The 22,595-nt window shown below is 70.9% G+C and carries 18 protein-coding genes; 7 read left to right on the plus strand and 11 right to left on the minus strand.

Features of this window, described 5'->3' with window-relative positions:
- Positions 1 to 167: 167 nt before the first annotated feature.
- The 3 genes from RDV84_RS08845 to RDV84_RS08855 all read right to left on the minus strand — a co-directional run bounded on the left by RDV84_RS08845 (position 168) and on the right by RDV84_RS08855 (position 7,076).
- On the minus strand, positions 168 to 1,433 hold the full coding sequence (locus tag RDV84_RS08845; protein ID WP_309153117.1) for a patatin-like phospholipase family protein: 1,266 nt from the start codon (positions 1,431 to 1,433) through the stop codon (positions 168 to 170).
- A gap of 221 nt (positions 1,434 to 1,654) precedes the next feature.
- Positions 1,655 to 3,040: a glycosyltransferase gene (locus RDV84_RS08850; RefSeq protein ID WP_198944572.1), complete on the minus strand. Its 1,386-nt coding sequence runs from the start codon at positions 3,038 to 3,040 to the stop codon at positions 1,655 to 1,657.
- Between the two features lie 10 nt (positions 3,041 to 3,050).
- Positions 3,051 to 7,076 carry an amino acid adenylation domain-containing protein gene (locus tag RDV84_RS08855; protein ID WP_309153118.1) on the minus strand — a complete coding sequence of 1,342 codons (4,026 nt, stop codon included), beginning with the start codon at positions 7,074 to 7,076 and terminating at the stop codon, positions 3,051 to 3,053.
- A gap of 907 nt (positions 7,077 to 7,983) precedes the next feature.
- On the opposite strand from RDV84_RS08855, the gene RDV84_RS08860 reads away from it, so the two are divergent.
- Complete coding sequence (locus RDV84_RS08860; protein WP_250448841.1) at positions 7,984 to 8,652, plus strand: TetR/AcrR family transcriptional regulator; 669 nt, start codon at positions 7,984 to 7,986, stop codon at positions 8,650 to 8,652.
- Between the two features lie 37 nt (positions 8,653 to 8,689).
- Here RDV84_RS08860 and RDV84_RS08865 read toward each other — a convergent pair whose 3' ends face one another.
- The 3 genes from RDV84_RS08865 to RDV84_RS08875 all read right to left on the minus strand — a co-directional run bounded on the left by RDV84_RS08865 (position 8,690) and on the right by RDV84_RS08875 (position 11,358).
- Positions 8,690 to 9,145, minus strand: a complete 456-nt coding sequence (locus tag RDV84_RS08865) for a hypothetical protein (protein WP_309153119.1) — start codon at positions 9,143 to 9,145, stop codon at positions 8,690 to 8,692.
- Positions 9,146 to 9,282: 137 nt separating this feature from the next.
- On the minus strand, positions 9,283 to 10,659 hold the full coding sequence (locus RDV84_RS08870; protein WP_309153120.1) for an ATP-binding protein: 1,377 nt from the start codon (positions 10,657 to 10,659) through the stop codon (positions 9,283 to 9,285).
- A complete protein-coding gene (locus RDV84_RS08875) occupies positions 10,660 to 11,358 on the minus strand; it encodes a response regulator (protein ID WP_057949394.1) in 699 nt (232 codons plus the stop codon).
- A gap of 256 nt (positions 11,359 to 11,614) precedes the next feature.
- Between RDV84_RS08875 and RDV84_RS08880 the strand changes: the two genes are divergently transcribed.
- The 3 genes from RDV84_RS08880 to RDV84_RS08890 all read left to right on the plus strand — a co-directional run bounded on the left by RDV84_RS08880 (position 11,615) and on the right by RDV84_RS08890 (position 13,045).
- On the plus strand, positions 11,615 to 12,100 hold the full coding sequence (locus tag RDV84_RS08880; protein WP_157490449.1) for a hypothetical protein: 486 nt from the start codon (positions 11,615 to 11,617) through the stop codon (positions 12,098 to 12,100).
- Between the two features lie 134 nt (positions 12,101 to 12,234).
- The gene (locus RDV84_RS08885) at positions 12,235 to 12,690 is read left to right on the plus strand and encodes an SRPBCC family protein (RefSeq protein ID WP_309153121.1); all 456 of its coding nucleotides are present in this window, start codon (positions 12,235 to 12,237) and stop codon (positions 12,688 to 12,690) included.
- Positions 12,680 to 13,045: an ArsR/SmtB family transcription factor gene (locus RDV84_RS08890; protein WP_078996374.1), complete on the plus strand. Its 366-nt coding sequence runs from the start codon at positions 12,680 to 12,682 to the stop codon at positions 13,043 to 13,045. The genes RDV84_RS08885 and RDV84_RS08890 overlap by 11 nt, the downstream gene beginning before the upstream one ends.
- Positions 13,046 to 13,060: 15 nt before the next feature.
- On the opposite strand, the gene RDV84_RS26105 is transcribed toward RDV84_RS08890, so the two are convergent.
- Entirely contained in the window at positions 13,061 to 14,494 is a 1,434-nt protein-coding gene (locus tag RDV84_RS26105) for a DUF6053 domain-containing protein (RefSeq protein WP_425606423.1), read from the minus strand.
- Here RDV84_RS26105 and RDV84_RS26110 point away from each other — a divergent pair.
- Entirely contained in the window at positions 14,412 to 14,651 is a 240-nt protein-coding gene (locus RDV84_RS26110; protein ID WP_425606290.1) for a DUF6053 domain-containing protein, read from the plus strand. The genes RDV84_RS26105 and RDV84_RS26110 overlap by 83 nt on opposite strands.
- Here RDV84_RS26110 and RDV84_RS26115 read toward each other — a convergent pair.
- Positions 14,553 to 14,933: a DUF6053 domain-containing protein gene (locus RDV84_RS26115; protein ID WP_425606289.1), complete on the minus strand. Its 381-nt coding sequence runs from the start codon at positions 14,931 to 14,933 to the stop codon at positions 14,553 to 14,555. The genes RDV84_RS26110 and RDV84_RS26115 overlap by 99 nt on opposite strands.
- Positions 14,845 to 15,540, minus strand: coding sequence for a glutathione binding-like protein (locus RDV84_RS08905; RefSeq protein WP_309153123.1), 696 nt, complete (start codon positions 15,538 to 15,540; stop codon positions 14,845 to 14,847). The genes RDV84_RS26115 and RDV84_RS08905 overlap by 89 nt, the downstream gene beginning before the upstream one ends.
- Before the next feature lie 92 nt (positions 15,541 to 15,632).
- Between RDV84_RS08905 and pdxR the strand changes: the two genes are divergently transcribed.
- Positions 15,633 to 17,141, plus strand: coding sequence for a MocR-like pyridoxine biosynthesis transcription factor PdxR (gene pdxR / locus RDV84_RS08910; RefSeq protein ID WP_309153124.1), 1,509 nt, complete (start codon positions 15,633 to 15,635; stop codon positions 17,139 to 17,141).
- Positions 17,142 to 17,264: 123 nt separating this feature from the next.
- Here pdxR and RDV84_RS08915 read toward each other — a convergent pair whose 3' ends face one another.
- Positions 17,265 to 17,720 carry a hypothetical protein gene (locus RDV84_RS08915; protein ID WP_309153125.1) on the minus strand — a complete coding sequence of 152 codons (456 nt, stop codon included), beginning with the start codon at positions 17,718 to 17,720 and terminating at the stop codon, positions 17,265 to 17,267.
- 115 nt (positions 17,721 to 17,835) lie between these two features.
- The gene (locus tag RDV84_RS08920) at positions 17,836 to 20,958 is read right to left on the minus strand and encodes a TonB-dependent receptor domain-containing protein (protein ID WP_309153126.1); all 3,123 of its coding nucleotides are present in this window, start codon (positions 20,956 to 20,958) and stop codon (positions 17,836 to 17,838) included.
- A gap of 596 nt (positions 20,959 to 21,554) precedes the next feature.
- On the opposite strand from RDV84_RS08920, the gene rpoH reads away from it, so the two are divergent.
- Positions 21,555 to 22,433: an RNA polymerase sigma factor RpoH gene (gene rpoH, locus RDV84_RS08925; protein ID WP_057949384.1), complete on the plus strand. Its 879-nt coding sequence runs from the start codon at positions 21,555 to 21,557 to the stop codon at positions 22,431 to 22,433.
- Positions 22,434 to 22,595 lie beyond the last annotated feature (162 nt).

Genomic DNA, 22,595 nt, shown 5'->3' on the forward strand with positions numbered 1-22,595 from the left:
TTCGGGGCTGCGGGACGACTGCAGCGGGCTCGGGGGCGAGCACGAGCAACAGCAACGGCAACGGCAAAATGGATTCCGGCTTTCGCCGGAATGACGGTGTGGGGCGTTTGTTGCTTCTGTGAGCGGCGACAGCGCAACGCAACGTCGTCGCCTACCTCCGCCCGCGCTCAACTCGCGCCCCACCAGCGCCGATGCAGCACCCGCGCATGGCTGCGCCGCAGCCAGCGCCGCACCCGGCTTTCGTCCGCGCGATCGGGATACGGCCACGCCGCCGGCGACGTCTCCGACACCCAGCCGTTTTGCCGCCATAGCGCATCGTGCGCGGCGAAGTAGCCGTGGTTGACCAGCACCTCGAACTCGACGTCGAGGAAGCGGTCCAGGTCGGTGCGCAGGCGCCCGAGCACTTCGCGCACCAGCGCCGGGCTGTAGCCGTCGGCGCCTTCGTCGCGATAGCCGGTCAGGCTCCAGTACACGCCGCTGAACGATCCGCTCTCGGCCTGGCCGAAGAACAACCGCTTGCGCAGCGCTTCGGCCTGATTGCCGATGACCTGGGTGTAACGCATCAGCCGCGACAGCCACCAGCGCTTGCTCTCGAACACGAACGGGCCGCCGGCGTCGGATACCAGGACTTCGCGATAACGGCGCAGGCTGGGTTCGGTGGCGAGGTTGTCGTAGACGCCGCCGTCGCTGAGTTCGATCCGCGCGCGCAGCGCGTCGCCGTCGTCGCCGCGGTAGTCGCCGCGCTGGTAGTCGCCCGGCGCCGCTTCGAAGCGCACCGGGCCGAACACCGGCGGGAAGCACGAGGAGGCGGCGACCGCGCAGCTCAGCCGCACCCGCCGCGCGCCGTCGCGCAGATAGCCGGCGAGGTAGTCGCCGACGCGGCGGCGCGAGAACTCCCAGTTCACGCCGAAGCTCAGGTCGGTGGCGCAGAACACGAACGACGGACGCTCGGGCAGTTCGTCCAGATGGCGTTCGCCGAAGGCGCGGATGTAGCCGCGTTCGAGCAGGCCGATGCGCCACGACGGCTTGAGCCAGTTGAACGGCAGCGTCGCCAGCACCGGCAGGGTGCGGATGTCGCGCGCGGCGACCGCGCGGAACGGTTCGACCACCTCGGCGCGGAAGTCGATGCGGTCGCTCCAGGCGGCGAAGCTCTCGTCGCGGTCGCGGCGGGTGTCGAGGTAGCGGCAGGCCAGCCAGGCCGAAACGATGCTGCCGCCGGAAACCGAACTGATCAGGCTCAGGCCGGCGAGCAGGCCGGCTTCGTGCAGGCGCAGCAGGCCGCCGAGGTGGAACAGCGCGGCGCGGTAGCCGCCGCCGGACAGGCACAGGGCGCGGCCTTCGCGCTGGTTGACGCCGCTGTGCGCGGCCAGTTCGGCGCGGCGCGCCTCGCGGCGCACGCGCAGGCGCTCGAGTTCGACATCGCTGCTTTGCATGGGGGACGCCTCGGTGGCGGGCGGCGCGCACGGGCGCCGCGGGGCGGTCTGCCATTGTGCGCGCGGCTCGTCTCCGAGGCTGTGACTGGGCGAGGGCTGTGACTGGGCGCGTCGCGGTCGCGCCATGGCGCTGCGCTGCGCGCTTGCGCACCGCGCCCCGGCCCTTGCCAGTGGGGGCAAGGGCCGGGGCGCCCGCGCTATCCCCTATCCGGATAGCGAACTCAGGCCACGCGCTCCAGCGCCGGCGCGGCCGTTTCGCGCGCCAGCCGCGGCGATGGCAACAGGCCCCATTCGGTGAGCGCGCGGACCGCGGAGGCGCCGCCGTTTTCGGCGCGGATCTTCTCGCCCAGTTCGGCCGCCGCGCGCACCCGCTCGGGTTGCAGCGCCTGCGCCACCGCCTGCGCCATCTGTTCGGCGGTGACGGTGCGCCGGTCCAGCGCCGGCGGCGCCGCGCCGAGCGCGTGCATGCGCCGCGCCCAGAACGGTTGGTCGCCGAAGAACGGTACGAACACCGACGGCACGCCGGCGCGAGCGGCGGCCACGGTGGTGCCGGCGCCGCCGTGCTGCACGGTCGCGGCCATGCGCGGGAACAGCCAGTCGTGCGGCGCGGCCTCGATCACATAGACCTGGTCGTTCAAGCGTCCCGGATCGCAGCGCAGTCCGCCCCAGCCGGTCGCCAGCACCGCGCGCCGGCCGCTCAGGCGCACCGCGTCGAGCACCACCTGGGTCAGCGCCTCGGCGTTGTTGGCCAGCATGCTGCCGAAGCCGAAGTACACCGGCTTGTCGCCTTCGGCGAGGAAGTCGGCCAGCGCCTGCGGCGGCTGCCACACGTCGGCCTGGTCGAGGAACCAGCTGCCGGTGACCTTGACCTCGGCCGGCCAGTCGTCCGGCGGCGGCAGGATGTGGCGGCTGTAGCCGTACAGCACCCGCATGCGCTCGGGGTTCTTGTCGAAGAACGGCCCGTACCACGGAAACAGCGGCAGCTTGAGCTGCGGGCGGATCGCGCCGTTGACCGCGGGCTTGAGCGTGTACCAAGCCAGCAGCTTCATCACCGAGAACAGCGCCATGTTGACCGCGCCGGGGAACTCGCGCTCGGACCAGAACGACAGCGGCGAGAGCTTGCGCGACGGCGTGAACGGCTGCAGGTGGGCCTGGATGAAGGGAATGCCGTCGGCCTCGCCGATCGCCTTGGCCAGCTGGGTGACGATGCCGGTGCCGACCAGCAGCGCCGCGCCCTTGCACGCCGGGCGCGCTTCCTGCGCCCAGGTCGCCGCCCACTGCGCGAACTTGGCGCGGGTGTGCTGGACCAGGTACCAGGGGTTGAGCGCCTTGTCGACGGTCTCGGGATTGTTGGTCAGCAGGTCGCTGAAGTCGGCGCTGATCGCGGCGAATTCCAGCCCGGCCTCGCGCACCAGCGGCGCGAAGTTCTCGCTGGTGACGATGCGCACCGGATAGCCGGCGCGCTTGAGCGACTGGCCCAGGCCGATGCACGGGCGCGCGTCGCCCTGGGTGCCGACGGTGAAGATCACCACCGCGCCGGGCGTGGGATCGGCCGGTTGGGCGGCGATGGGAAGCGTTGCGGCGACGGCGGAAGCGGAAGCGGACACGTGCGTCTCCTTACGAATAGGCGGCGACCAGGGCCGCGGCCGCGGTCAGCGCGGCCGGCGGCGGCGCGTCGGCGCGCGCGGGCTGCGCGGGCGCGCCGTGCAGGCGCTCGCGCAACACCCGGCCGATATGCGCGGCGGCGCGCGGCTCGAGCATGGTCTGGTGGTGGCAATCGACTTCGTGCACCTCGAACCGTCCGGCCACGTGCGCCTGCCAGGCGTTGGCGCGGTAGTGCAGCAGGCCGTCCAGGTCGACCCGCTCCTTGCGCCGCGCGTCGAAGAACAGCACGTCGGCGTCGATGCGCTGCGGCGCGTAGCGGCGCGCCAGGCTCAGGTTGTTGCGGGTGACCGCGGCGACGTGCTCGATCAGCTTGGCGTCGTCCTTCAACACTTGCTGCACCAGCGGGTTCGAGAACACCTCGTACTCCTGGCACAGCAGCTCGGTCAGCGCGCGCATGTCCTGCGGCGCTTCGCGCAGGCGGTGGTGGAAGCCGAGGAACTTGAGCACGGCCTGGGCCTGCTGGGCTTCGTCGGGCGTCGCCGGTTCGGTGGCGAAGGGATAGGAATCCATCATCGCCAGCAGTTCGACCCGCTCGCCTTCGCGCTGCAGCTGCGCCGCCACCGCGTGGCCGATCAGGCCGCCCAGCGACCAGCCGAGCAGGCGGTACGGGCCGTGCGGCTGGACCTTGCGCATCTGCGCGATGTAGTCGGCCGCGACTTCCTCGATGCTGCCCGGCAGCGCGCCGCCGCGCAGGCCGCGCGACTGCAGCGCGTACAGCGGCAACTCCAGCTGGCGCAGCATGCCGGTGAAGGCCCAGCCCACGCCGGTGACCGGATGGATGCAGAACAGCGGCCGCTCGGGATGGGCGTTGCGCTCCGCCGCGCCGCCGCGCAGCGCCAGCAGCGCGCCGAGCGGATCGTTGTCGCCGCCGCTGCGCTCCAGCGCCGCGGCCAGGCCGGCGATGGTCGAGCCTTCGAACAGCGCGCCCATCGACAACTCGGAACCGAAATGGCGCGGCAGCGCCGCGACCAGCTCGGCCGCGGTCAGCGAATCGCCGCCGAGTTCGAAGAAGTTGTCGTGGATGCCGACGCGTTCGAGCTTGAAGATCCGCTGCCAGATCGTCGCCAGCTTGCGTTCGGCCTCGGTGCGCGGCGCCACGTACGCGCTCTGGCGGCTGCGCTCGGGCGGGCGCAGCGCCTTGCGGTCGAGCTTGCCGCTGGGCGTCATCGGCAACGCCGCCAGTTCGATCCACGCCGCCGGCACCATGTAGTCGGGCAGGCGCGCGGCCAGCGCGCGGCGCAGCGCGTCGGGCGCGGCGTCGGCGCCGGCGGCCGGCACCACGTAGGCGGTGAGCAGGGCGTTGCCGGCGGCGTCGCGATGCAGCGCGACCGCGGCCTCGGCGACCGCGTCGAATCCGCGCAGCTGGGTCTCGATCTCGCCGAGCTCGACCCGATGGCCGCGGATCTTGACCTGCTGGTCGGCGCGGCCGAGGTATTCCAGCGTGCCGTCGTCGCGCCAGCGCGCCAGGTCGCCGGTGCGGTAGAGACGGCCGCCGGGGCGGAACGGATCGGGCAGGAAACGCTCGGCGTTGAGCCGGTCGCGATTGCGATAGCCGCGCGCGACGCCAGCGCCGCCGATGTACAGCTCGCCGGCGCTGCCGGTCGGCATCGGCTGGCCGGCGGCGTCGAGCACGTAGACCTGGGTGTTGAGCAGCGGCCGGCCGATCGGCGGCGGCGCGCCGTTGCCGGCGGCCAGGACCTGCGCGTCGATCTCCATCGCGGTCGACCACACCGTGGTCTCGGTGGGGCCGTACAGATTGGTCAGGCGGCGCGCCTGCCGCACCAGCTGTTCGGCCAGTTCCGGCAACAGCGCTTCGCCGCCGATCAGCGCGTGCACGCGCTGCAGGCGCACGTCGGAGTTGGCCAGCAGCATCCGCCACAGCGACGGCGTGGCCTGCATCACGTCGATGCGCTGTTCGTCGATCAGCCGCGCCAGCGCCAGCGGATTGCGCGCGACCTCGGCGGTGGTCAGCACGGCGGTGGCGCCGACGGTCAGCGGCAGGAACAGCTCCAGGCCGGCGATGTCGAAGGTGATCGTGGTCTGCGCCAGATAGCGCTGGCCCGGTTCGGGCCGCAGTTCGCGCTGCATCGCCTGGAGGAAGTTCCACAGGCTGCGCTGGCCGATTTCCACGCCCTTGGGCACGCCGGTCGAGCCGGAGGTGTAGATGACATAGGCGCCGTGGTCGCCGCCGACCTCGGGCAGCGCCGGCGCGTCGGGCGCGTCGTAGCGTTCGTCCTGGGCGTGCGCGAACAGCAGCGGCAGGCCGCGTCCGGCGAACGCGTCTGCGAACGCGGGCGCGGTCAGCAGCAGGCTCGGCGCGGCGTCGTCCAGGGTCAGGGCGATGCGCTGCATCGGCGCGTCGGGATCCAGCGGCAGGTAGGCCGCGCCGGCCTTCCACACCGCCAGCAGCGCCGACAGCAGCACTTCGTCGCGCGGCAGCGCGATCGCCACGGTGTCGCCGGGGCGCACGCCGCGCGCGACCAGGCGCCGGGCCAGGCGGGTGCTGGATTCGTCGAGTTCGCGATAGCTCAATCGGGTCGTCCCGGCGATCAGCGCGACCGCGTCGGGAGTGGCGTCGGCCTGGCGCCGGAACTCGGCCAGCGCGGTGGTGTCGCGCAGCGGCGCGTCGGTGTCGTTCCACTGCGTCAGCAGGCGCGCGCGCTCGTCCGCGCCGAGCACGTCGATCGCGCCCAGGGCGATGTCCGGCGTTTCCAGCACCGCGTCGATCAGGCGCATCAGCCGGCGCTTGTGTTCGTCGAGTTCGGCGGCCGGGTACAGGGTGGGATTGGCGTCGAAGTCGAAGCTCAGGCCCTGGCCGTCGAGACGGTCGAACACGAACACGGTCAGGTCCTCGGCGGTGCCGTTGTGCAGGTTGCGCGCGCTGCCGCGGTGGCCGAGGAAGTTGTTGTAGTCGTAGGGCTCGATGTTGATGCCGAGCCAGGCCATGTGCTGGTCCGGGTTGACCAGGCCGAGGTCGCGGCGCAATTCCTCGAAGCGGTACTGCTGGTGGCGCAGCGCCGACTTGACCGTGCGCGAGGTCTGCTGGAACAGCTCGCTCATGCTCATGTCCGCGCGCATCTGCAGGCGGATGGCGACGACGTTGGCGACCATGCCCGGGGTGCTGCGCAGCGCGTGGCTGGCGCGGCCGGTGACCGGCATGCCGAACACCAGGTCGTGGGCGCCGCTGGCGCGGTGGTAGTAGGCGGAGATCAGCGCGATCAGCGCCTGCGGCAGGCTCACGCCGTTGTCGCGCGCGATCTGCGCCAGGCGCTCGCGCCCGGCTTCGGGCACGTGGCCGCTGGAACGGCGCAGGCCGCCGTTGTTGCGCACCCGCCGGCGCGCCAGGGTCACCGCTTCGGGCAGTCCGGCGAGTTGCTCCAGCCAGTATTCGCGGTCGCGGCGGTAGCGGTCGGAATCGCGATACGACGCCTCGGCTTCGATCAGCGACGCCAGCGTGCCGTAGCCGCAGGGCTCGGGTTCGACGCCGTCGCGGTAGGCGCAGTACAGCTCGTTGAGGCGCTTGGCCGCCATGCCGCCGCTGTAGCCGTCGTAGACGGTGTGGTGGGCGCGCTGGTACCAGCAATACAGGTCGTCGGCGAACTTGAAGATCGCGCCGACCCACAGCGGATCGTGTGCGAGGTCGACCGGGCGGTTGATCTCCGCCTGCATCCACGCGTCGGCGGCGGCGCGCGGGTCGGGTTCGGCGCTGAAATCGATGTAAGGCGTGTCGAACTCGTAGCGCTCGCGCACGATCTGGTACGGCAGGCCGTTGTGCTCGACGATGCGCGCGCGCACGGCTTGCGCTTCGTCGGCGAATTGGCGCAACGCGCGCTGGAACAGCGCCGGCTCGACCGGTCCGTGGATCTCCACCGCTTCGGCGATGTTCAAGGTCGCTTCGGCCGAGGCGAGCTTCTGTCCGACCCACAGACCGCGCTGGGCGGTGGTGAGCGGCAGGCCGTGGGCATGGAGTTCGTTCATGGCGCTTCCTCTGAGCCGGCGCCGGGACGCGCGCGCCCGCCGGCCGGCGGACGCGATGTCCGTCGGCGCGCGGTACCGGGTGCGCGCGGGCCTGCGGCCGACTCGTTCTTGCGAGTGGCCCCCTCTCCGTGTGTCAGCGAATGCAAAAAAATACAGCACGGCCGCGGCGCAGCGCGCCTGGGCAGGGCCTCTATCCGTGTACATCCGGCGCGAGCGGCGGACGGTGGGCCTTAGTTCTTATCGGTGTGGCAAAGGGGGGACGGAACAAACGATGCGGCATTCCGCCGCGACGGGCGGACGCGAACGCATCGAAAGGCGACGTTGCGCGGATGCGTTGTGCGGCGCCTTCGGGGTCAATATCCCCGAGCGCTCAAGTCATGTCCATCAAGGTGGATGAGAGGCATATCACAAGTCGAATATTTACGGGGGCGACGGTGAGAGACTTATCACAAGACGGATATGTGAAGGTTTTTCTACAGCGTCGGGTGTTGTCTTCGAGTTCGGTGGAGTTTGCGAAAAACGCGAAATTCCAGGGGAAAACGACCATGTCGCGCGATGTCGACGACTCGCGTTCAATCACGCGCGAGTTGTGATCGTGTCCGATTCGTTTCCGCTGAGCGCGAACGTGTTTTCGCGCGCGGCAATGGATTGGTTCGCATGCGAATGTCGATCGCGGTCGCAAGCGCGGGTGAGGATTGGTGAAAAATTATCCAGCCGGGAAAATGCGCGTCGGCGATGCGGCGGTTGCGTCCTCGCCGCTCGCGTTCGCGCCGGCGCCCGGCCCGACGCTCGGTTCGGCAATCGATCCGCCGGTCGATCCGGCGGTCACCGGCGGGGTTGGGTGCCGCCGCCCGGCGCGCGTCTGATGGAGTATGATGAGAACGGTTCTCATTTGGAGATTCGGCCCATGGCCACCCTGCAGCCCGCGGTGGCGGGCGAAGCCGATGCGCGCGCCGCCGCCGCCGCATCGGCCTTCCTCGCGCTGACGCCGGACCCGGCGCTGGACGCGGCCGCGCGCCTGGTCGCCGCGTACGGCGTCGCGGCGCTGCGGCTGGAGCGGATCGCCACGGCGGCGGGCCTCGACGAAGCCCAATTGCGCGTCCGCTTCGGTTGCGAACGGCGCCTGCGCGCGGCGCTGGAGCAGCGCTTCGCCGACGGTTTCGTCGCGCGCGTGCGCCAGGCCATGGACCGGTGCCGCGACGGCGACTGGGGCGGGCGCCTGCGCGCCTGGGTGCAGACGGCGGTGAGCGCGTATCTGGAGCAGGTGGCGCTGCACGACGCGCTGTTCCACGACGCGCACACCCACAGCAAGGGCTACGACCGCCAGGCCTGGCAGGACAATCCGGTGATCGACCAGTTGGTGGAACTGCTCGAAGGCGGCATCGCCGCGCGGGTGTGGGCGGCGCCGGATCCGCGCATGACCGCGGTGATCTTCTTCAGCGCTATGCACGGCGCGGTCGATCGCGCCATCGCCTGCGGCGACGCGCAGACGCGCCCGGCCGAGACCCGGCATCGCCTGGTCCAGACCTTGGTTGGCCATTTCGAGCGCAACGTGCAGTGGTGGTCGCGGTTCTGAGCGCGCGCCGCGCCGCCGCCGGGCGCGCGCGCCGCGCTCAGGCCGCGTCGCTGCGCAGCAGCCGCGCGGCCGCCGCGCGCAGGTCGAGGTCGATCGCGTCCCAGACCGCCTCCCCGCCGAGCGCGCGCGCCTCGCGCAGCGCCTGCAGCGCCGCCTCGCGCCGACCCAGGCGCAATTGCGCCTGGCCGAGCAGCAACGCGGCCAGCGGCGCGTGCTGCTGCCGGCTCCATTCCTGCGCCGCGCGCGCGGCGACGATGCAGGCGGCGTAGTCGCCGAGCCGGTACAGGGTTTCGGCCGCGCCGGCGCTTAGCCAGTGGCGGATGTCGTCGCTGCCCAGGCCGCTGTCGGCCAGGCCGCTGTCGGCCAGGGCGATGGCGCGGCCCCAGTGCTTGGCGGCCTGGCGATGCTCGCCGGCGGCCTGGTGGGCGATGGCCTGGTTGGCGAGGTCGAGCACCCGCGATTCGAGATCGTCGGGCTGGGCGTTCATATCCATATGGGTCGGGGTTCCTATCCTGGAGCCGGTCGCAGTGTGAACGAGCGTGCTTGCAACGGCGCGCGAAAACGCCGTCCGCGCTGTTGCCAACGCGGTGCGGGAGCGAAAGGGGTCATCGCCGCGGCGGCCGCGGCCGCTCACTGCAGATGGAACGGGCGCTCCTGCGCGTCGCCCGGGCCGGCTTCGGCCTCGCCGACGGCCGCGCCGTCGCGTTCGGACCACAGCCGCGGGCGCTGCGGCAGCCGCGCGACGAAGCGCGCGCCGCCCAGCGGCGAGGGCTCGACATGGACCGTGCCGCCGTGGCGTTCGATCACCTGGCGCACGATGCTCAGGCCCAGGCCGTAACCGCCGGTGGCGCGGTCGCGGCTGCGGTCGAGCCGGTAGAACGGCTCGAACACCCGGCGCCGGTCCTCGGCCGGGATGCCGACGCCGTCGTCCTCGACGATCAGCAGCCAGTCGTTGCCGGCCGGTTCGGCGGCGACGCGGATGGCGCTGTCGGCGTAGCGCACCGCGTTGCGCATCAGGTTGGAGAACGCGCGGCGCAGGCTGCGCGGTTCCACCGCCACTTCGTCCAGCTCCGCCGAGATCGCCCATTCGATCCGGGTGGCGCGGCTGCGCAGTTCGTCGGCCGACACGCCGGTGGAGGCGCGCAGGAACCCTTCCAGCTGCACCGGCTCCAGGCTCGGGCGCGGGCCGCTGCGTTCGAGCATGCCCAGGGTCAGGAGTTCGCCGACCAGCAGGTCGAGTTCCTCCACGTCGCAGCGCAGCGCGTGCACGCGGGCGCGCGCGACCCGGTCGTCGAGGGTGTCGGCGAGGTTGGCCAGGCCGAACTCCAACCGGGTGATCGGCGTACGCAGCTCGTGCGAGGCGGCGTTGACCATATCGCGCTGGGACTGGATCAGGCGGCCGATCTGGTCGGCCATGTTGTTGAAGAACACGCACAGCTGGCGGATCGACGAGCCGCCGCGCACTCGCGCGCGCGCGCCCAGGTCGCCGTCGCCGAACTGCGCGGCGGCGTCGCGCAGCCGCTCCAGGTCGCGCCAGTGCGGCTGCAGCCAGATCATCAGGCCCAGCAGCACCATCGCGAACACGGTGAGGTAGGCCACGTAACGGATCGGGAAGTCGTTCTCGGTATAGACGATCTGCACCGTGTCGCCGGCCGGCAGGCGCAGGAACAGGTGATGGCGTTCGCTGCCGACGTGGGTGCTGGCGCTGCCGAGGCGGGCAAGTTCTGCGCGGTTGCGCGACGTCAGCGCCCGCAGTTCCTGCGTCGTGACCCGGCTGTAGCGTTCGGGCGTGCGCCGGTTGAGTTCGGCCAGGCGGCGGTCGAGCTCGGCGCCCGCGGCATCGCCCAGGCGCTCGCGCAGCAGGGTCAGTTCGCCGACGAACTCGTGCCGCACCGAGGCCGAGTACTGGTCCGGGAACAGATAAGGGAACACCTGCTGCACCAGCAGGATCGAGCACAGCAGCAGCCCCGCCACGGTGAGGTACAACCGCACCAGCATCGAGAGCATTCAGTCCTCCCAGGCGATCGGGCTGAACAGATAGCCCCGTCCCCACACGGTCTTGATCTTGCGCGGCTCGTGCGCGTCGTCGGCGAAGTGCCGGCGCAGGCGCGAGATGCTGACGTCGACGGTGCGGTCGACGCCGTCGAAGCCGATGCCGCGCCAGCGCCGCAGCAGTTCGTCGCGGCTGAGCACGCGGCCGGCGGCCTGGGCCAGGATCACGAACAGGTTGTAGTCGGCGGTCTTGAGGTCGATCTCTTCGCCCTTCCAGCGCACCTGGCGCGCGGTGAGGTCGATCTGCAGGCCGCCGTAGCTGAGGATCGACGGCCCCGCCGCCTGCGGCTGGGCCTGGCTGCGGCGCAGCACCGCGCGCAGCCGCGCCAGCAGCAGGCGCGGCTCCACCGGCTTGAGCACGTAGTCGTCGGCGCCGACCTCCAGGCCGGTGACCTGGTCGAACAGGTCCGCGCGCGCGGTCAGCATCACGATCGGCAGGCTCGACTGCTTGCGGATCTGCCGGCACACGTCGAAGCCGTCCATGCCGGGCAGCATCAGGTCGAGCACGATTACGTCGGGCGGATCGTTCTCGATCGCGGGCAGCGCGAGGTCGCCGCGCAGCACCACCGAGGTCTGGAAGTCGTAACGTTGCAGGTACTCGGAGATCAGCCCGGCCAGACGGGCGTCGTCCTCGATCAGCAGGACTTTATTCATGGCCACCTCATGCGAGCCGGCATGGTAGCGCCGGGCGGTGTGGGCCGTGGAGGCGATACAAATAAACACATCTGCCGTTGAGGCTAGCGTCAGCCGGGTTTGCGTGTGTGAACATGGGGCACGAAAGGAGGCGCGCGATGCGGAGCGGAACCATGGAGACGATGCGGTGCGGGCGCGGACGGTTGCGGTGCGATGCGCGCGCGGCGGCCGGCGGGACCGGCGCGAAGGCGGCCCGGTCGCCGCGGAAGCGGACGCGATGAGCGCGGGCGCCGGCGCGGCCGCGCGCAGGAATGCTATCGCAGTCGCCGCGGTGTGGGTCGCGGGGCTGGCGTGCACCGTCTGGATCAACCGCGGCGGCGTCGCCTGGGGCCTGCCCGCGATCGCGGCCGCGGCCTGCGCGTGCTGCCTGGCGCTGGAGTGGTGGCCGCGCGCGTGGCCGGCGCGCGCGGCGCAGTCGTTGCTGTGGATCGCGTTGTTCTGCCTGGCCCTGGTGCCGCCGCTGTATACCGTCATCGCCGACACCGCCCTCGCGCTGAACCCGAATCGCTTCATGTGCGACGTCGGCGACCGCATGGTGCGTTGCGGGATGATCGGCATCGAAGCCTTGGCGGTGCCGTGCGTGGTGTTGGCGGCCGCGGTGGTTTGCCGAATCCGGTGGCGCGACGCCGAGGTGGAGCGGATCGCGACCGCGGTCGCGCTGGCGATCGCGCTGGTATGGACGGCGCTCGCGGTGGCGTACTGAGCGCGGCGCGGCGAGCCATGCGTGGGCGCGGGTGCGGAGGTTGGCGGCCTCGCGCCGGCGACTGAAAAAGCAACTTGACGGTTGCGTATTTGCGGTCCACTCTGGCCCGGCGATATGCATCCAAGAGGTTGCCAATGAACGCATCCACCGACCGCATCCAACGCCGCATCCTGCTCAAGGCTCCGCGCGCCAAGGTCTGGCGCGCGCTGGCCGACGCCGAGTCCTTCGGCCAATGGTTCGGAGTGAAGCTGCAAGGCCAGCGCTTTGCCCCCGGCGAGCCCGCGCAGGGCTACATCACTTATCCCGGCTACGAGCACCTGCTGATGCGGGTGGTGGTGCAGGCGATGGAGCCCGAGCGCCGGTTCTCGTTCCACTGGCATCCCTACGCGGTCGATCCGGACCACGACTACTCGCACGAGCCGCCTACGTTGGTCGAGTTCGCGCTCGAGGACGCCGACGGCGGCACCTGGCTGACGGTGACCGAGTCGGGCTTCGACCAGGTCCCGGCCGAACGCCGCGAGGAAGCCTTCCGCATGAACTCCGGCGGCTGGGACGAGCAGGTCGGCAACATCGCGCGCTATGTCGAGTAAGCCTGCCGCCGCCAAGCCGGCGGCCGCGTTCAAGGCGCCGGCGCTGCGGCGCTCGGCGCGGGTGTTCGACGCGCTCGGCGACGAGACCCGGCTGCGGCTGGTGGTGGCGCTGTGCGCCGGCGGCGCGCTGTCGATCGCCCAGCTCACCGCCGGCACCGACATCAGCCGCCAGGCGGTGACCAAGCACCTGCAGGTGCTGGCCGGCGCCGGGCTGGTGCGCGACCTCAAGGCCGGGCGCGAGCGCTTGTGGCAGTTCGAGCCGGCCGAGCTGGAGCAGGCGCGGCAGTCGCTGCAGCGCATCGCCGAGCAGTGGGACCAGGCGCTGCTGCGGTTGCAGGCGTTCGTGGAGACCTGAGGCGCGGGTGCGCGCTCAGCGGTCGGTGAGGTCCAGCGCCGGCCGCCGTTGTTGGCGGCAATAGCGCTCGTACGCGGCGCGCTGGCTCTGCGCGGTGGCGCGCAGGCGCACCGTGCCGCCGGGGCCGAGGAACTCGACCGCGCCCATCACCACCACCAGCGCGATCATCGGTTCGTCGCCGACGATCTTCCACCAGTCGACGTTGCCGGGCGGTTCGTAGACGTAATCGCCCGGTCCGATCAGTTCGCCGGTGCACAGCTGGCGGGTGCCGCTGAGGTTGTAGGCGTGGACCTCGCCGGTGTGGCGGTGCAGCGGCATCGCCAGGCCCGGGTCCATGCGCAGCAGTTCGACGAAGCCGCGGTCGTCGGCGAAGAAGCGCAGCGGCTTGGAGTACTTGCCGGGCGTGTCGGCGGGAATCCACGGCAGTTGCGCGCTGGCGCCGATGCGCGCGGGCAGGTAGTCGTGCAGGGCGTCGAAGCCGGAAGCCATGGCGGTTCCTCGTGGGGCGTGGGCGGCTGGGCTCAGCCGGCGATCGCGTCGAAATAGCGCTGGAACGAGGCATCCACCGCGGCGCGGCCGCCGCCGAGGATGTTGCGGCCCAGGCTGTAGCCGTACACGTCCTCGAACGCGAAGCGGTCGATGCGTTCGCGCATCGCGCGCACGTCGGCCGGCTTCATCGGGATGTAGTTCGGATAGCTGTACATGAAGGTGGTGTGGCGGCGGTCGGAGACGACCTGCAGCGCGTCGCCGGGGAACAGCGCCGCGCCGCGCGCGCCGTCGCGGCGCCAGTGCAGCGCGGCGCTGCCGTCGAAGTGGCCGCCGCAGCGGATCAGCACGACATCGTCCGACAGCGCCAGTTCGTCGCCGCGCCACCAGCGGATCGCCGGCGAGGGCCGCTGCACCCATTCGCGGTCGGCCTCGTGCAGGTAGATCGGGACGTCGCCGAACGCGCGGCTCCATTCGACCATCGATGCGTAGAAGTGCGGGTGCGAGATCGCGATCAGGTCGACGCCGCCGAGCGCGCGCAGCGCCTGCACTGCCTCGTCGGTGACCAGCGACAGCGTCTCCCACAGGAGGTTGCCGGCGCCGGTGGGCAGGAACATCGCGCGCTGGTCGATGGCGAAGCCGGGCGACATGCTCAGGCTGAGCACGCCGGCGTCGTCGTCGATGCGCAGGCGGTGACGCTGGGCCAGCGATTCCATCGTGGTCCAGCGCTGGCCGTTCCAGCCGACGTACTGGCGCTCGTCCTCGCAGACCGGGCAATGCGTGGGCGGCGCGGCGGATTCGGCGAACTGGGTGCCGCAGGTTTCGCAAATGGGGCAGGGCATGGCGGGCCTCGCGACAGGACGGGTTATGCCTGGCTTGTGTGGGAGGGACTTCGGTCCCGACGCTTTCCTTTCCGGTCGCAGCGATCGGGCACAAGAGCGTCGGGCCTGAAGGCCCTCCCACGACAGCGCGGCGTTCGGGGCTTGTCGCCCTGGCCGACTCGTGGCCGACTCGTGGCCGACTAGGGTTTGATGCTTGGCTTGGCTTGTGTGGGAGGAACTTCAGTCCCGGCGCTTTCCTTTCCGGTCGCAGCGATCGGGCACAAGAGCGTCGGGCCTGAAGGTCCTCCCACGACAGCGCGGCGTTCGGGGCTTGTCGCCCTGGCCGACTCGTGGCCGACTAGGGTTTGATGCTTGGCTTGGCTTGGCTTGGCTTGTGTGGGAGGGACTTCAGTCCCGACGCTTTCCTTTCCGGTCGCCGCGATCGGGCACGAGAGCGTCGGGACTGAAGCCCCCTCCCACGACAGCGGCGCGTCAGCCTTGCGCGCCCTGGCCGAACAGCGCCTGCCGCTCGGCTTGAGTGAAGTTGGCCGGCTTCGCGTACGGGTCCTCGACGCCGGCATATGCGCGTTGCGTCGCCGGCCGCGCGCGGATGCGTTCGAACCAGCGCTGCAGGTCGGGCGTGGCGGTCAGGTCGTGGCCGAGGCCGGCATGCGGCACCACCCACGGATAGCAGGCGATGTCGGCGATGGACAGTTCGTCGCCGGCGACGAACTCGCGCCCGTGCAGACGCCGGTCGAGCACGCCGTAGAGTCGCGCGGCCTCGCGGGTGTAGCGGTCGATCGCATACGGCACCGCTTCGGGCGCGTGCGCGCGGAAGTGCCCGGCCTGCCCGGCCATCGGGCCGAGCCCGGCCATCTGCCAGAACAGCCACTGCGTCGCTTCCAACTGCGCGCGTTCGCCCCGCGGCCACAGCAGTCCGGTCTTGCGCGCCAGGTACAGCAAGATCGCGCCGGATTCGAACACCGGCAGCGGCGCGCCGCCGTCGGCCGGCGCATGGTCGAGGATCGCCGGAATCTTGTTGTTCGGCGACATCGCCAGGAACCGCGGCGCGAACTGCTCGCCGGCGGAGAGCTTCACCGGCACGATCCGGTGCGCCAGCCCGGTCTCTTCCAGGTACAGGCGCAGCTTCAGGCCGTTGGGGGTGGCGGCGTAGTGGAGGTCGATCATCTCGGCGGCGTCCGCGGCGGCGAGGGGCCGCTTCCATGGAGCCAGCTTAGGAGTACGCTGGCGCCCGCGTTGGTCCAAATCGGACGGAATCCATGGAACCAGTTTTCGATGCCGCCGCGCCCGCGGCCGCCGATCCGGACGGCCCGGTCTTCGAGTTCCCGCTGGAGCTGCCGGCGCGCGGCCACGGCCAGCTGACCCACGAACTGCACCAGCAACTGCGCGCGGCCATCCTCGACGGCCGGCTCGCCGCGGGCGCGGCGCTGCCGGCCACGCGCCGGGTCGCCGCGGGCCTGGGCGTCGCCCGCAACACCGTGGTCGCCGCTTACGATCTGTTGATCGCCGAGGGCTACCTCGTGCCGCGCCGCGGCGCCAAGGCGGTGGTCGCCAACGTCGCCGCGCGCCGCGACCGGCGCGCGCCGCGGCGCCTGTCCGCCGGCCCGGAAGACCCGCGCCTGAACCCGCTCTGGCGCACTCCGTTCCTGCGCCCGGAGCCGCCGCGCGACCTGCCCGAGCGCTGCTTCCGCCTCGGCATTCCCGACCATCGCCACTTCCCGCACGAGACCTGGCGGCGGCTGTCGGCGCAAACGCTGCGGGCGTGGTCGCGGACCGGTTTCAGCTATCCGCCCTCGGAAGGCATCGCCGAGCTGCGCGAGGCGATCGCCCAGCACGTGGCGTTCGCCCGCGCGGTCGCCTGCGGCGGCGAGGACGTGGTGGTGACCTCCGGCGCACAGCAGGCCTTCGACCTGCTGGCGCGGCTGCTGGTGACGCCGGGCGAAACCCGGGTGGCGGTGGAGGAGCCCGGCTACCCGCCGGTGCGCGCCGCCTTCGCCGCGGCCGGCGCGCGGCTGCTGCCGATACCGGTGGACGAAGAAGGCCTGTGCGTGGACCTTCTGCCAGAGGACGCGCGGGTGATCAGCGTGACCCCTTCGCACCAGTCGCCGACCGGCGTGGCGCTGTCGCTGCGCCGGCGCCGCGCGCTGCTCGACTTCGCCCGCCGCCGCAACGCGCTGGTGATCGAGGACGACTACGACGGCGAGTTCCGTTTCGGCCACCGCCCGCTCGACGCGCTGCAGACGCTCGACCGCGACGGCCTGGTGTTCTACATCGGCACCTTCTCCAAGAGCCTGTTCCCGTCGCTGCGCAAGGGCTTCATCGTCGCCCCGCGCTGGGCGCGCGACGCGCTGGCGACGGTCAAGCACTGCGCCGATTCGCACAGCGACACGATCACCCAGTCGGTGCTCGCCGCCTTCATCCGCGACGGCCACCTGGCCCGCCACGTGCGCCGCATGCGCGCGGTGTACGCGCCGCGGCGCGAGGCGCTGCTGGCGGCGCTGGACGCCGAACTGGCGCCGTGGCTGCAGCCGATCCCGTGCGAAGCCGGCATGCACCTGGCCGCGCGCATCCGCGATCCGGCCCTGGCCCCGGCGATCCTGGCGCGACTGCCGCGGCACATGCCCGGGGCGCAGTCGATCGCCGAATACGCGATGAGCGCGCCGGCGCAACCGGCCATCGCGTTCGGCTACGGCGTCGCCGACGTCGAGCAGATCCGCCCGGTGACGCGCGCGTTCGCGCGTTCGTTGGCGGGCATCGGCGCGCAGTGAGCGCGATCCGCGCAGCCTGCGGTCGCTCCCTGTAGGAGCGGCGCAAGCCGCGACCGCGTTGCAGCCGTTCGCGCCGAAAGCATCGCCGCAGTCGCGTTGCTGCGGTCGCGGCGCGCGCCGCTTCTACATGGAGGCTTCGTGCAACGTCACCGGCACGAACCGCACCGGCCGCATCCGGCCGAAATCGCGGCGTGCGCCGCGGCGCACGCGCGGATTCGGATCGAGCACGCGCGGCGAGACCGGATCGTGCAGGTACACCACCCAATGCCAGGTGCCGTCCGCGCGCGCGTTGATCGCGACCAAGCCGTCGCCGTCGCAGTCGCGCCAGGCGCTCACCGCGCGTTCGCCGCCACTGCCGATGCGCAGCACCGCCAGCATCCGCCGCAATTGCCGCGCATCGGTCAGCCAGCCCTCGCGCGCCGTGCGCAGGCCGCCGCCGGCGCGATAGCGATACAGCCTCGGACCGATCGCCAGAGCCCGCGCCAGGGTGCGCGCCTGGGCATAGCCGATCCCGGCCAGCATCGCCACGCAGGCCAGGCCGCAGCCGGTTCGATCGTGTTGGAGGCGGCGCTGGAGCATCGGGCGCGGGCGTGGGCGACGCCCGGCAGCCTAGCACCGCGTCGGCCCGGACGCGCCGCGTCCGGGCCGATGGCGGTATCGCCGGAGCAAGCGGGCCGGGCGGCCCGCCCCTGCATCAATCGAACCGGTACGTCACGCTCATGCTGTAGCGCCGGCCGAGGATGTCGTAGGTGCCGACGCCGACTTCGCTCGGCGTGGTGCCCAGCGGCGGGTCCTTGTCGAGCAGGTTCTGCACCGCGAAGTTGACCCGCACGTTGTCGGTGAAGCGGTAGTTCACCCCGGCGCCGAGCAGCCAGTACGACGGCGCGCGCAGCACGTCGGAGGTCTCCACGGTGTTCTCGTTGTTGAACACCGAGGCGCTCAAGTAGCGTGCGTTCAAGTTCAGGCCGAGCTTGTTCTTCTGGTAGTCCAGGCCGAACTGGTACTGGCGCTCGGCCATGCCGATCTCGCCGACGTCGTCGTCGACGGTCACGCCGGTGGTCGAGCTTTCGAAGCGCTTGACCCACAGCGCGTTGGCGCTGAAGTCGAAACGGCCCCAGTCGCCGACGTCCCAACGGTAGGCCAACTCGCCGGTGATGCCCTGGAAGTGGATGAAGTCGCCGTTGCGGTAGCGCACCGCGACGATGTCGAACTGGCCGTCGGGCCGGCGCTGGATCTGCTGGCAGTAGTAGTTGGCGGTGTTGACGTTGCCGGCGTTGAAATCGGGATTGTCGTAGCAGGCCGACAGCACGTCGTTGACGCTCTGGGCGAAGATCTGGTCCTTGAGCTTGACCTCGTTGTAGTCCACCGCCAGGCGCAGGCCCTTGACGAATTCCGGCTGCCAGACGAAGCCGGCGGTCCACGAATCGGCCGCCTCGTTGCGCAGGTTCGGCTCGCCCTGGCGCGCGGCGCGCGAGTTGGCGCTGTTCTGCTGGAAGTCGACCGGGTTGAGCCCGTACTGCTGGTAGAACGCGGCGCAGTTGCGCGCGCGCGCGGCCGGATTCGGGCCGCCGGTGACGTTGCGGCGGTCGCAGGGATCGGAGGTGGCCTGGAACAGCTCCACCTGCGGCAGGAACAACTCGGTGATCACCGGCGCGCGCAGCGAGCGGGTCTTGTTGCCGCGGATCTGCAGGCCCTCGATCGGCTCCCACTGCAGGCCGTAGGTGTAGGCGTTGAAGCCGCCGTTGACGCTGTTGTCGACGCGGCGGAACTTGCCGGTGATGTCGAACCGGCGCAGGCCCGGGATGCCGGCGTCGGGCGAGACCAGCGGCAGCATCGTTTCGACGTAGTACTCGTTGGTGTGGTACTTGCCGTTGAGCGGCGGGATCGCGACCGAACGGCCGAGACCGCGGCGGGTGAAGTCGTTGGGGGTGAAGCCGCCTTCCTCGATCCGGTGCTCGTAGCCCAGCGCGACGTTGAGCGGGCCGCTCCACAGTTCGGCGACCGGGCCGCTGACGAAGGCGCTGAACACCTTCTGCTTCTGCTCGAAGTCGGTTCGCGCGGTGCCGGTGACGTAGCGGATCGCCTCGGCCGAGGGCCGGCCCTGGCCGAACAGGTCCAGCGGCACGCAGTTGGGATCGGCGATGGGATTGGAGTTGGCGCCGGCGCTGGCGGCGTACAGCGCGTTGCCGGCGGTCGGGTCGCACACCAGGCGGCCGCCGACGTTGCGCACGTTGATGGCGTTGATGAAGTTCTGCTGGTTCAGCGCCGTCGACGACGTGGTCGCCTGCATGCGCCCGTAGTTGGCCGAGATTTCCCAGTCGAACGGCTTCGACCACAGCTCGAAGTCGCCGCGCGCGCCGACCACGATGCGGTCGATGTCGGTCTCGGTGCGGTCCGGGGTCAGGCCCAGGTCGGCCGAGGTGCGGGCCAGACGGAAGCTGCGGATGCCCAGCGCCGACAGCTGCTGGCGCGCCTGGTCGTTGAGCAGCGGGTGGGTCGACTGCACGATCAGCGCGCTGTTGAGGCGGGTGCCGGCGGTGGTGTTGCCGGTGGTGCCGATGTCGGTCGGCGAGTAGGCATCGGCGTGGTAGTGCATCGCCTCGACGAACAGGCGCGCGTTGTCGGCGACGTCGTAATGGCCGACCACGTTGACCGTCTGGCGCTTGAGGCTGGTCAGCAGCGCGGTGATGTCGGCGGTGTTGAGGCCCTGGCCGCCGGAGGCCGTGCTGGTGCCGAAGTTCACGCCCGGGTCGTAGGGCACGATGTTGCCGTTCGGCGCGAACTGCAGATAGGTGCGCTCGCCCGGGCCGAAGCCGCGCAGCGCGCCGCCGGGCAGAGTGACCGCGCCGCTGACCGGCAGGATCAGGCCGCCGAAGGTGTTGGTGAAGGTGCGCGCGTCGCGGATCAGCACGGTGCCGGGGATGCCGTCGTTCGGGCCGGTGTCGAACGGGATGTTGCCGTGCACGCGGCCGTCGCTCTCGGGGTTGCGGCCGGGCTGGTTGGCGCGCATCTGCGCGGCGTTGGGATTGGCGGGGAAGGCGTAGGCGCGGGCGAAGTCGGTGCGGTCCGAGCGCAGCAGGCCCTGGCTGTCGTCGTAGGAGCCGCCGACCATGAGGTTGCCGCGGCCGTCGGCGAAATCGGCGCCGGCCAGGAAGCTGTAGCCCAGCCGCTCGTTGTCGCCGTGGTCGCTGATGCCGTAGTTGAAGTTGGCCTCCACGCCCTGGAAGCGGTCCTTGAGGATCACGTTGACCACGCCGGCGATGGCGTCGGAGCCGTAGGTCGGCGCGCCGCCGATGGCGACGTTCTCGACCCGGTCGATCATCTGCACCGGGATCGCGTTGAGGTCGACCTGGGCGCCGGCGGACGCGCCGAAGTTGGTCAACGCGCGCGAGGTCACCACGCGCCGGCCGTTGACCAGGGTCAGGGTGCGGTTGCTGCCCAGGCCGAAGCGGTTCACGAAATTGACGCCGCCGGCGAAGTTGGCCTGGCCGCCTTCCGGAGTCTGGCCGATGCCGAAGCCGACGGTCTGGTTGAGCGCGTCGGCGACGTTGGTCATGCCGCGCTCGCGCACCGATTCGCTGGACACCACGCTGGCCGGTTCGAGGGTGTCGAAGCCCGAGCGCGGAATGCGCGAGGCGGTGACCTTGATCCCCTCCAGTTCGGTCGCCTTGCGCTCGGCCGGCGCTGGCGCCGACGCCGGTGCGGCGGCGTCCTGGGCGAGCGCGGCGGGAGCGAAGGCCGGCGCGGCCAAGGCCACGGCCAGAGCGGTCAAAAGCGGGCGGCGCCGCAGGACGCGGCGGGTGGACGTGCTGATCATGAGAGCTCCCCGGGTCGGGCCGGCGCAGGCGGCCGGCGCACGCTCAGTACGCCCAATTCGGCAAAGCGGTCGCAAGCGCGAAAGCGACCGGAATCATTGCGAAACTGTGATGGAATGCTTGCTGTTACGTGCTGTTTCAGCCCAAAGGTGTCAACGCTTTCCCCGTTCAGGTGCCGGGAATGCACTTGAGTGGGGCGTCGGGTGATCGGGCTGGCTCGCAGGACCGCTTGGAACCGCCCGGCATGGGCACGCGAGAGGCCGGTTGGGTCGGTTCGGCCGGCAGGGCGATGCCCGGCCGCCCGCGGGAACTTTTCGCCCCGCTGCAGGTCTCATGAGGGCTCGCGAAAACCGGCCGATGCGGGTTCGGCCAGGGCTTCCCGGGCGCGGTGCCGGCCAGGTCCAACTCACTGATCCGAAAGGCTGTTTTCGCACTGGTGTCATCGCTTCACGACGCCGCGGCCACGTCCGCTCCGAAACACTCCCGCCAGTCTGAACGCCAGCCGTTTTTCCGCCGTCCTGGCCGTTCCAAACGCGCAACACTGCGGAACTTCCCCACCCTTTAGCAGTCCGATAGGCCGACTGCTAAGATCGCCGACATGACCTCTATCGCCCAATCCTCCGCTCTTGTCGCCAACAACCTGCCTGTGCCCAGCGCGCTCGGTTCGCTGGACGCGTACATCGGCGCGGTGCACCAGATCCCGGTGCTGACCGCCGAGGACGAGCAGGCGTTGGCCCGCCGTTTCCGCGACGAGGAAGACCTCGACGCGGCCCGCGAACTCGTCCATTCCCATCTGCGCTTCGTGGTCCACGTGGCCCGCGGCTACAACGGCTACGGCCTGCAGATCGGCGACCTCATCCAGGAAGGCAACATCGGCCTGATGAAGGCGGTCAAGCGCTTCGACCCCGAACAGGGCGTGCGCCTGGTCTCCTTCGCGGTGCACTGGATCCGCGCCGAGATGCACGAGTTCATCCTCAAGAACTGGCGCATCGTCAAGGTCGCCACGACCAAGGCGCAGCGCAAGCTGTTCTTCAACCTGCGCAAGAGCAAGAAGCGCCTGGGTTGGATGAACGCCGAAGAAGTGAGCCAGGTCGCCAAGGACCTCAACGTCTCCGAGCGCGAAGTGCTGGAGATGGAGTCGCGCTTGTCCGGTCGCGACATCGGCTTCGACGCCCCCGCCGACGAGGACGACGACCACGCCCCGCCGTCGCCGGCCGCCTACCTGCGCGCCGCCGAGGAAGACCCCTCGCAGAGCTACGAGCGCGAGGACGAGGAAGACAACCAGCTCGCGCTGCTGCGCGAGGGCCTGGCCGGGCTGGACGCGCGCTCGCGCGACATCGTCAAGCGCCGCTGGCTGGATGCCGACAGCAAGGTCACGCTGCAGGAACTGGCCGACGAGTACGGCGTCAGCGCCGAGCGCATCCGCCAGATCGAGGCCAACGCGCTGAAGAAGATGCGCGGCCTGTTCGCGGCTTAAGCGCGCGGCGGATCGGAACGACGAACGGCCCGGGGCGACCCGGGCCGTTTTTGTTTATGGGCGATCGGATCGGGCTCGGTTGTAGCTGGCTTGCTAGGCGCCGACTTGGTTGGAGCTGGCTTCGTTGGAGCTGGCCTCTTTGGAGCTTGCCCCATTGGAGCT

Origin of the sequence: Lysobacter yananisis, from assembly GCF_031199375.1 — a bacterium.
Lineage (GTDB): Bacteria > Pseudomonadota > Gammaproteobacteria > Xanthomonadales > Xanthomonadaceae > Lysobacter > Lysobacter yananisis.

What these genes read in the sequence shown, in the direction of transcription:
- RDV84_RS08845 (WP_309153117.1), bottom strand. Translation starts at nt 1,433, where the DNA reads ATGCAAAGCAGCGATGTCGAACTCGAGCGCCTGCGCGTGCGCCGCGAG.
- RDV84_RS08855 (WP_309153118.1), bottom strand. Translation starts at nt 7,076, where the DNA reads ATGAACGAACTCCATGCCCACGGCCTGCCGCTCACCACCGCCCAGCGC.
- RDV84_RS08860 (WP_250448841.1), top strand. Translation starts at nt 7,984, where the DNA reads ATGGCCACCCTGCAGCCCGCGGTGGCGGGCGAAGCCGATGCGCGCGCC.
- RDV84_RS08865 (WP_309153119.1), bottom strand. Translation starts at nt 9,145, where the DNA reads ATGGATATGAACGCCCAGCCCGACGATCTCGAATCGCGGGTGCTCGAC.
- RDV84_RS08870 (WP_309153120.1), bottom strand. Translation starts at nt 10,659, where the DNA reads ATGCTCTCGATGCTGGTGCGGTTGTACCTCACCGTGGCGGGGCTGCTG.
- RDV84_RS08875 (WP_057949394.1), bottom strand. Translation starts at nt 11,358, where the DNA reads ATGAATAAAGTCCTGCTGATCGAGGACGACGCCCGTCTGGCCGGGCTG.
- RDV84_RS08880 (WP_157490449.1), top strand. Translation starts at nt 11,615, where the DNA reads ATGAGCGCGGGCGCCGGCGCGGCCGCGCGCAGGAATGCTATCGCAGTC.
- RDV84_RS08885 (WP_309153121.1), top strand. Translation starts at nt 12,235, where the DNA reads ATGAACGCATCCACCGACCGCATCCAACGCCGCATCCTGCTCAAGGCT.
- RDV84_RS08890 (WP_078996374.1), top strand. Translation starts at nt 12,680, where the DNA reads ATGTCGAGTAAGCCTGCCGCCGCCAAGCCGGCGGCCGCGTTCAAGGCG.
- RDV84_RS26115 (WP_425606289.1), bottom strand. Translation starts at nt 14,933, where the DNA reads ATGCCGGCGTCGAGGACCCGTACGCGAAGCCGGCCAACTTCACTCAAG.
- RDV84_RS08905 (WP_309153123.1), bottom strand. Translation starts at nt 15,540, where the DNA reads ATGATCGACCTCCACTACGCCGCCACCCCCAACGGCCTGAAGCTGCGC.
- pdxR (WP_309153124.1), top strand. Translation starts at nt 15,633, where the DNA reads ATGGAACCAGTTTTCGATGCCGCCGCGCCCGCGGCCGCCGATCCGGAC.
- RDV84_RS08915 (WP_309153125.1), bottom strand. Translation starts at nt 17,720, where the DNA reads ATGCTCCAGCGCCGCCTCCAACACGATCGAACCGGCTGCGGCCTGGCC.
- RDV84_RS08920 (WP_309153126.1), bottom strand. Translation starts at nt 20,958, where the DNA reads ATGATCAGCACGTCCACCCGCCGCGTCCTGCGGCGCCGCCCGCTTTTG.
- rpoH (WP_057949384.1), top strand. Translation starts at nt 21,555, where the DNA reads ATGACCTCTATCGCCCAATCCTCCGCTCTTGTCGCCAACAACCTGCCT.